At 68.3% G+C, this 8,419-nt stretch carries 6 protein-coding genes and 1 pseudogene; 1 reads left to right on the top strand and 6 read right to left on the bottom strand.

What is annotated here, in order from left to right; all coding sequences use genetic code 11:
• Positions 1 to 273, bottom strand: a pseudogene (locus APQ99_RS10980) (ISH3 family transposase); the annotation flags it as partial.
• A 259-nt stretch (positions 274 to 532) separates the two neighbouring features.
• Between APQ99_RS10980 and APQ99_RS10970 the strand changes: the two are divergent.
• Positions 533 to 1,222, top strand: coding sequence for a dolichyl-phosphate hexose transferase (locus APQ99_RS10970; protein WP_010902647.1), 690 nt, complete (start codon positions 533 to 535; stop codon positions 1,220 to 1,222).
• Here APQ99_RS10970 and APQ99_RS10965 read toward each other — a convergent pair.
• The 5 genes from APQ99_RS10965 to APQ99_RS10945 form a co-directional block, all read right to left on the bottom strand.
• Positions 1,191 to 3,257: an ArnT family glycosyltransferase gene (locus tag APQ99_RS10965; RefSeq protein WP_136361273.1), complete on the bottom strand. Its 2,067-nt coding sequence runs from the start codon at positions 3,255 to 3,257 to the stop codon at positions 1,191 to 1,193. The two genes, APQ99_RS10970 and APQ99_RS10965, sit on opposite strands and share 32 nt — an antisense overlap.
• A complete protein-coding gene (locus APQ99_RS10960; protein WP_136361274.1) occupies positions 3,257 to 4,390 on the bottom strand; it encodes an ABC transporter ATP-binding protein in 1,134 nt (377 codons plus the stop codon). The genes APQ99_RS10965 and APQ99_RS10960 overlap by 1 nt, the downstream gene beginning before the upstream one ends.
• Complete coding sequence (locus APQ99_RS10955; protein WP_010902650.1) at positions 4,383 to 5,996, bottom strand: ABC transporter permease; 1,614 nt, start codon at positions 5,994 to 5,996, stop codon at positions 4,383 to 4,385. The genes APQ99_RS10960 and APQ99_RS10955 overlap by 8 nt, the downstream gene beginning before the upstream one ends.
• A gap of 2 nt (positions 5,997 to 5,998) precedes the next feature.
• Positions 5,999 to 7,150, bottom strand: coding sequence for an iron ABC transporter substrate-binding protein (locus APQ99_RS10950; RefSeq protein ID WP_136361275.1), 1,152 nt, complete (start codon positions 7,148 to 7,150; stop codon positions 5,999 to 6,001).
• A gap of 96 nt (positions 7,151 to 7,246) precedes the next feature.
• On the bottom strand, positions 7,247 to 8,395 hold the full coding sequence (locus APQ99_RS10945) for an alpha-1 4-glucan-protein synthase (protein ID WP_136361276.1): 1,149 nt from the start codon (positions 8,393 to 8,395) through the stop codon (positions 7,247 to 7,249).
• Positions 8,396 to 8,419: the final 24 nt, after the last annotated feature.

Raw genomic sequence — 8,419 nt, 5'->3', positions numbered from 1 at the left:
ATTAGCGACGCGTTCGAGCCGTTCCGGCTCGAACTTCGTCCGTAGATGATAGAGAATCGTGTTCGCCGATGGGGAGTCTTCACTGGAGTTGCACAGCGTCGAGATCGAGGTCCCGTCGGCGGTCGCGCCGACGAGGACCTCGTAGATGTCCTCTGCACCGATTTCAGCGTTGTTGGCGAGGTTGAGAGAAACTTCCTCGTCAAGGCAGTTGACGAGGAAGTTAAGGAGCTGGTCCTCGTGAATCTCACTGTCTGCTTGCTGGGTCGTAGACACACCTTCAGCAAGCAGACGTTCTAACTAAGCGGCTTTGTGATGTACTGAGATTGTGTATAAATCTGCGAGCCCGCGTTCGTCGTCGACAACGAGCACAGTGGTGTCGTGCTCGTCCGTCGTAGCATCCGTGTCGGCATCACTCATTGTTGGAAACTCGTTCCGGTGTCTCATGCGGTGATGGGAGTGAACGTATTTATGGTTTTTCACCACAGCCCGTTTTTGGCAAGCCTAAAATGGCTGTGCGGGCTACGCAGGGCCAATGCACGACCGGTCGTACACCCTCGACGACGTGACCGTCGCAATGGGGACGTACAACGAAGCCGCCGCCATCGACACCGTGCTCACTGACATCGCCGACGCCACCGACGACCGCGCACGCGTCGTCTGCGTCGACGGCTCTAGCGACCGTACCCCGGAGATCGCCCGCGAACACGGCGCCACCGTCATCGAACAGGAGCCCCAGGGGTACGGCGTCGCCGTCGCCGCCGCCCTCGACGCCGCGGACACGCCGGTCGTGATCACCACGGACTGCGACAACACCTACCCCATGGAGCGCATCCCGGCGTTCCTCGCGCGCATCAACGAGGGCTACGACGTGGTCAGCGGCGACCGCCTCTACTGGGGTGCCGACACGATGCCCGCGTTCAACCGCCTCGGGAACGCCGCGTTCGCCGCCATCACGTCGCTGCTCGTCGGCGAGCGCGTCCACGACACCACCACCGGAATGCGGGCCTACCGCGCGCCGGTCATCGACGCCATCGACTGGACGCAGAACACCGGCCTCTCGGCGGAGCTGTTGATCCGGCCGCTGTGCCGGAACTACGACGTCATCGAGGAACCCATCGGGTACGCCGACCGCCTCGGCGACACGAAACTCGACCCCCTGGAGGGCGGCGCGGAGATCCTCGGCTCGATCCTCAAAGTCTGCGCCGAGGAACGCCTCCCGTAGCCGCCGTCCGGCGGCCGGTTGCCACCGACACGTTGATCCACGCCCCCTCGGGGCCGCTGCCGGGGACGTACGTCGACGACGGCCCCCCACACACCTGGAGGTCAGTGCACAGCGACCGCGACGGCGTCACCGCGCGGTACTGCTGGCCGGCCGTCGACACCGGCAACTCAACTCGGTATCTGAACCCGGCACCGTACCCGCCATCGACGAGCACCGACATGGACACCGTGGACCCGTTGACCGGCACCGAATCAGCGTCTGCTCCCGCCACCGGCCCGCTGAGCGTGACGCGCCCGTCGGCCACATGCATGTCGACTGTCGCCCGACTGCGGTTGTCCACGCCCGTCAGCGCGTAGTGGGCGCGCTCGCCGCCCGCGGTCACGGTCACAGTCGCGCCCGCCGTCCAGGACGGCACGCCGAACGACGCCGTCGCCGTGACCGCCTCACCCGTGACCAGCGACACCTCCCGCAGCACCGGCTCGACGGGGGTATCACCCTGGGGCGACCACGCCCCCCGATACGTGTACCGGTAGAGGTCGCGGTCCGGGTAGGCGGCCGCAACCGCTGGGGCCCGGTCCCCGGCGGCGTACACGGTCGGCCCGTCGAACCCGGGCGTGTTGCGGAGCGGTTGGAACGGATGGTTCAGCCAGTCCCCGTAGGGGTCCGGCACGAACACCACGGCGTTCTCCGGCGGCGACGGCTCGAAGGGCTGGTAGGCGGCCGCGTAGTTGGCGGTCACGTCGGTGTTCTCCGTGACCGGTGGGGCCGTCGCAGCCACGGCGCTCGCGCCCAACACCAGGCCGACAACGAGCACCACGGCAACACCCGACTGCCGGCCGACACGGACCGCTGCGACGCGGCGCGCGCGATCCACGACCGCCAGCACGCCCACGGCGGCGAACGCGCTCACCGGCACCAGCACGTCGAAATGGTAGTACGGCCCCAGGGCGTGGATCAGCCCGTCCGTGTGATCGGGGAGGCTGCCGAGGATGTTGCGGTTCCCCCAGAACGCGAGGTTGCCGCCACACACGCTCACCGCGACGCCGCCGAGCACGGCACGCCGCCACGTCCACGCCTCGCGGCGCGCCACGACGGCACCGCCGACCACCGCGAGCACGCTGCCGAGCGCGCCGAACGGTGCCCAGTTGCGGAGGAACGACCCGACCACCTCGGCGTTCGACCGCAGCGCAAGCGAGAGCGTGTACAACTGGTCGTAGCCGAGGATCTCACGGTGGCCGAACCCCAGCCCGTCCAGGGGGGCGAACGCCTCGTAGGGGAACACCAGCGGATCGCCGGTCACGACGGCGTTGTAGCCCAGCGCCACGGCGACGCCGGCCGCCCCCAGCCCTGCGGTGGCGGCGCGGCGCGCCACGCAGTCGGGCCACGCCGGCGCGGCCGCCCACAGCGTCCAGCCCGCGTGTGCGATGAACGGCGCTGCGAACAGCACCGCCGTGTACGGCCGCGCGAAGAACGCCAGCCCGACAGCGACGCCGGCGACGCCCGCCCACACGGTGCTGTCGGTGCGTTCGGCGCGGAAGTACGCGAACGCGAACGCGAGGTTCAACAGCGTCGTCGGCGCGTACGGAAGGAACACCCCCGACTGCACGACGAACAGCGGTGACGCCAGCAGCGACACCGCGGCGACGGCCGCCGTGCGGTGGTCCCAGGCGTCCCGCACCACCCCGTAGAGGAGCGCGACGTTGCCCGCCGCCACCGCCGACAGCGCGTACTGGTAGTCACCGGCCAGCCGGCCGGCGGCGTAGATCGCCGCGGTCACGGGCGCGTACTTCGAATACAGCCCCCGCGGCGAGGAGACGAAAAACCACGGCCGGAACGCGTCGGCGACCGGCGGCTGCAGGAACAGTCGTCCGTCAAGCAGCAGTGCGGCCTGCTGGAGGTAGACGGCCTCGTCGTGGTTCAACGACCGGTACGGAAACACGAGCGTGGCGGTGGCGAACGCCACCACCGCCGCGGCCGCCGCGAGCGCGGCCACCACGAGCGGGCGCGACCGCAGCGCGCGACGGAGCCGCACCATCACTCCGTGGGGTACCAGGCCAGGGCGTGGTCGCTGACCAGGGAGACGGCCACCGGCTCGGCGATCGCCATGTTGTCCGCGTGGTTGTGCAGACACCGCACCACGTCGCCGTTGTCCAGTTCCACGTGGTAGATGAACGACGGCCCGGTGTACTGCCGTTTCACGATCGTGCCGTTGCCGGCACCGGTGGCGTCGGCCACGGGCGCGGCGCGCAGGTCGTCGGGGCGCACGAGCACGTCAACCATCGCGCCCTGGTAGCCGTCGGTCAGCCCCGCCAGGAGCGCGCGGTCGTACGACCCCACGGCGGTGTCGACGGTGTCGCTGCCGACGCGCGCCGAGAGGAACGCCGCCTGCCCCAGGAACGACGCGACGAACCGGGACTCGGGGTGCTCGAACACGCCTTCAGGGTCGCCTACCTGCTCGATGCAGCCGTCGTTGAGGACGGCGACGCGGTCGGAGATCGACAGCGCCTCCTCCTGGTCGTGGGTGACCGATACGGCGGTGACGCCGGCCTCCTTGAGGATGCGCCGCACCTCCTCGCGCATCTCCACGCGCAGCCGAACGTCGAGGTTCGAGAACGGCTCGTCGAGCAGGAGGATGTCCGGCTCGGGCGCGAGGCTGCGCGCGACGGCCACGCGTTGCTGTTGGCCGCCCGAGAGCTGGTCGACGGAGCGATCCCCCATCTCGGGCATGTCCACGAGCGCGAGCATCTCATCGACGCGGGCAGCGGTCGCGTCCTCGTCGCGGTCGGTCAGCCCGAACGCCACGTTCTCCGCCACGGAGAGATGCGGGAACAGCGCGAAATCCTGGAACACGATGCCGATCTCGCGGTCCTCGGCGGCGACGAACGTGTCCGGCCCGGCGACCCGCTGGGCGTCGAGTTCGATGGTGCCGCCGGTGGGCCGCTCCAGGCCCGCGAGCATCCGCAGCGTCGTGGTCTTCCCGCAGCCCGACGGCCCCAGCAGCGTGAGGAGCTCCCCCTCCCGAACGGACAGCGAGAGATCACGCACAGCGGTTTCGGCGCCGTACTCCTTTGTCACACCGTCGAGTTCGAGGACCGTGTCGGAATCCGAGAACTCGGCGGTCGATCTGGACGTATCGTCGGCGTGGCGTCTGGAAGCTGATTCAGCCATTGTATCGTTCCTGTGCGAGGATCACAACCATCGACAGCGCTGAGACGCCCACGAGCACCAGCGCGGGCACCGCAGCAGCGCCGTACGACCCGGCTCCCCGAACCAGCCAGATGTACGACACCAGGGTTTCAAAACCTATCGGACGGAGCATCAGTGTCGCCGGCAGCTCCTTCATCGTGGTGAGGAACACGAGCGCCGCGCCCGCCGCAACGCCGGGCGCGATCAGCGGCAGCGTCACCGACCGGAACGCGTCCGTCGACGACCGGCCCAGCGTGCGCGCGGCCTCGGTGAGCTTCGGGTCCACCTGGAGGACCGAGGACCGAACGGATCCGACGGCCTGCGGGAGGAACCGCACCACGTACGCGAACACGAGCAGCGGCACCGTCTTGACCAGCGACTGCACGAACTCCGTGGACAGGAACACCAGCGACAGCGCGATCACGACCCCGGGGATGGCGTACCCAACGTACGTGAGCCGGTCGGAGACCATCGACAGCCGCGAGGACGACCGCGCGGCGTATCCGGCGACGGGCAACGCGAGCACCGTCGCCACCCCCGCGGCAGCCACCGCCACCTTCAGCGAGTTCCACGCGATCATCGGATCGAACTCGAAGATGGCGTCCCCGGCCCGCTGGAACCACCACGCAAGCACCCCCAGGGGGACGCCCAGCGACAGCACCGCGATGGCGGTGCAGAACGCCAACGCCGGCCACTTCCACACGCCGAGGGAGACCCGGCCGGGCTGGCTGGCACCCCGAGAGACGTAGGCGGTGTCGCCGTCGCCGATGCGGGATTCGAGCGCGAGCACGACCGCCACCACGGCCAGCAACTGGATCGACAGCAGCGCCGGATACCCCTCGGGCACCCCCAGGCTGCCCTGGGCGACGAAGATCTGCTGGGTGTACACCTCGTAGCGCATGATCGACGGCGTGCCGAAATCCGAGAGCGCGTACAGCGCCGCCAGCAGCCCACCGGCCGCCACACCGGGCAGGATCTGTGGCACCGTGATGCGGCGGAACGCCTGCCACCGCGAGTGGTTCAACGTGCGCGCGGCCTCGACCAGTGTGCCGTCGAAGGACAGCAGCGCCGCCCGCGTTGTGAGGAACACGTAGGGATACGTGAACAGGATGAGCACGAGTGCGGCGCCGTGGAGCCCGTAGATCGAGGGGATGCGCTCGATGCCGATCACGCCGAGCGCGCCCGCGAGATCGCCCCGGGGGCCGAACGCCGAGACGAACGTGAACGCGCCGATGTAGCTGGGCACGACCAGCGGGAGCGCGGCGATGATCGTCCACGCGCGGCGGCCGGGCAGATCGGTCTGCACGGTCAACACGGCAAGCGGAACGCCCACGAGCACACAGCCCACCGTCACCAAGCCAACCAGCGAGAGGCTGTTCACCAGCACGTCCAGGCTGCTGGTGTCGGCGAAGACGTCGAGGAAGTGTCCCAGCCCGTAGTTCGACGCGCGCACGAGCAGGCCAGCCAGGGGCAGGGACACGAACGCTGCGACGGCTCCCGCAAGCACTGCGAGCGACAGCCCCGGTTCGTCGTCGTCGCCGCTGACGACAGCGCTCCGGATGCGGGCGAGTCGCTCGCGTGCAGCCATCGTTACGAGAGGATGCCGACGTCTTTGAGCAGTTTGACCGTGGGCTGGACGTCCGACAGCGACTGCAGGTCGATCTCCGGCGGCGAGAGCTCTGCGATGGACGGCAGCGGGCCGACCGGGTCGACGCCGTCGATCATGGGGAACGCGAACCCGCGGGTCGCCAGGAACTCCTGGGCTTCGGCGGACAGCAGGTGGCGGATGTACAGCTCCGCGAGCTCGGGGTCGTCGGCGCCCTTGAGCACGCTCGCGCCGGCCGTGTTGACCAGCGAGCTGGCGTCGTTTTGCGTGAACGCGAGGTCCAGGGGGGCGTCCGGGCGGTCGGCGAACACGAGCATCGGGTAGTAGTGGTTCGTAAGCCCGGCACCCACTTCACCGTTGGTGATGCCTTCCGAGACGGCCTGGTACTCGTTTCTGTACCGGGTTGGGGTCTGGTCGCGCATGCTGGTGAGCCACTCGCGGGTTGCTTCGTCGCCGCGGAGCTGCCGCATGGCGGTGACGAACCCTTGGAACGCGCCGTAGGTGGGTGCCCAGCCGAGCGTGCCCTGGAACCGGTCGGCGGTCGTGAAGGCGTCGACGCTGTCGGGGATGTCGGATTCGCTGAACTGGTTGGTGTTGTACGGGACCGCCCGGGAGCGCCCCGCGAGACCAACCCAGTGTTCGGTGGTGAACTGCTCTGAGAGGACGGGATCCCGGGTTCCGCTGGAGAGCGTTCGTGCCGCGCCGTTCGACGCGACGTACGCCAGCGAGCCGGCGTCAATGGACCAGAAGACGTCGGCCTGCATGGTGTCGTTCTCGTACTCGGTGACGATGTTGTTTGCGAGCTGTGAGGAGCGCTGGGTCTGCTGGGTGGCGCTGAAGTCGTCGTAGTACTCGTTGAGGAGGTCGATGAGCGTGACGTAGCGCCCGCCCTCGCCGCCGCCCAGATAGATCGAGAGTTCGCCTTCGAGATCGGGGAGGTCCTCGATGGATTCGCCCCCGGGAGCGGGGCGGTCCTGGACGATCGCGCCCGAGCCACGGAAGTCACCGATCCCCGGTCGGTCGTCGGTGCTGCTGTTGGAGCCGAGCATGCCGCTGCAGCCTGCAAGACCGCTGAGAGTCGCCGCACCAGTTGCTGCAAGGAACGTTCGACGGCGGAATCCGGATTCCTCGGACATACTCAAAATTAGGCTCGCCTAAACCGCTTATACCTACCGGTTCAGTCCCGGAGGCTGTGATTGTGGGTCATCCACACGACCCGACGTGGTGGGCTGTCAGTCGCCGGCGGCCGCCGCGATCTCGCGGTCCGCCAGCGCGTCCAGGCAGGCCACCCAGTCCAGCAGATACTCCCCACACTCGTTGAGGAACGCCCCGTTGTTGTAGCTGTCGTACTCCCCGTCGGCGAGGCGGCGGCCCACCGCCTCGGCCACGCCGGCGTACGTCTCCGTGGCCGGATCAGCGGCCGCGACCTCCTCCCAGAAGTGCTCGTTCAGTTCGAGCCCCGCGACCTCGTTGGCGAGGTCGTCGAACGTCGAACGCGGTGCCTTGTTGTGCTCGCACAGCGGCGCACCGTTGTAGATGTCGCCCCCGACGACGTCGGCGGCGCGTTTCAACACCACCCCGCTCCAGATGTCGTCGAAGCGCCCGACGTCCCAGGCGTTGTCGTCCATCGGGAACTGGTAGAACGCCGGAATGATCTCCCGGCGGAACGCCAGGTTCATCGAGCACACCGTGAGGTAGTCGCCCTCGGCGGCGACGAAGTCGCGGTCGAAATCCGCCGTTTCGGTACGGGTCTGTGCCTGCCCGCGGAGATCGCCGTCCATCAGGATCCGCACGGCGTCGAGGTCGGGCACGTTCGTCCACAGCCCCTGTGAGGCGACGACGTGGTCGGTCTCGGCCTGTCCGGTGGTCGTCGTTTCGTCCATCGCGGCGTACGGATACCCCCGTGGGTAGAGTGCCGAGTCGGACTGGTAGAGGACGTTCACCCAGCGCTCGTCCGAGGACACCGACTCGACGGGCCCCTCGTGGTGGAGGTTCTCCAGGTGGCGGCCGAAGAAGTCCCACTCGTCGTGTGGCAGCGTGTCGTCGTCGATGAACACGCCGTACTCGAAGTCGTGGGCCCACATGTACAGCAGTCCGAACGACGTTTGTGCGTGGCTGGCGGCGGGCACGAGGTGGTCGTACTCGCCGATGTCGTGGTCGTCGTACCACTGCTCGCGCGCGGCCCCATCGAAGACGGCACCCGCGACATCCTCCGCGGCGAGTAGGTCGCGCATGCTGTCGGTGTCACAGAAATCCTCGGTGACGAGCACGACGAACAGCCGATCGAGGTCGAAGCCGTGCTGGCGGGCGTTCTCGAAGTACGACCGCATGCACTCGTACTCCCGGATCGTTGGCACGATCACACAGATGTCCTGGGTCATCTATTGGCAGCCACTATTTAGGCT

The organism is Halobacterium salinarum DSM 3754 (assembly GCF_008124605.1).
In the GTDB taxonomy this organism is placed as follows: domain Archaea; phylum Halobacteriota; class Halobacteria; order Halobacteriales; family Halobacteriaceae; genus Halobacterium; species Halobacterium salinarum.
The sequence above is the reverse complement of the archived record's forward strand: the minus strand, read 5'-3'. Positions and strand labels throughout refer to the sequence as shown.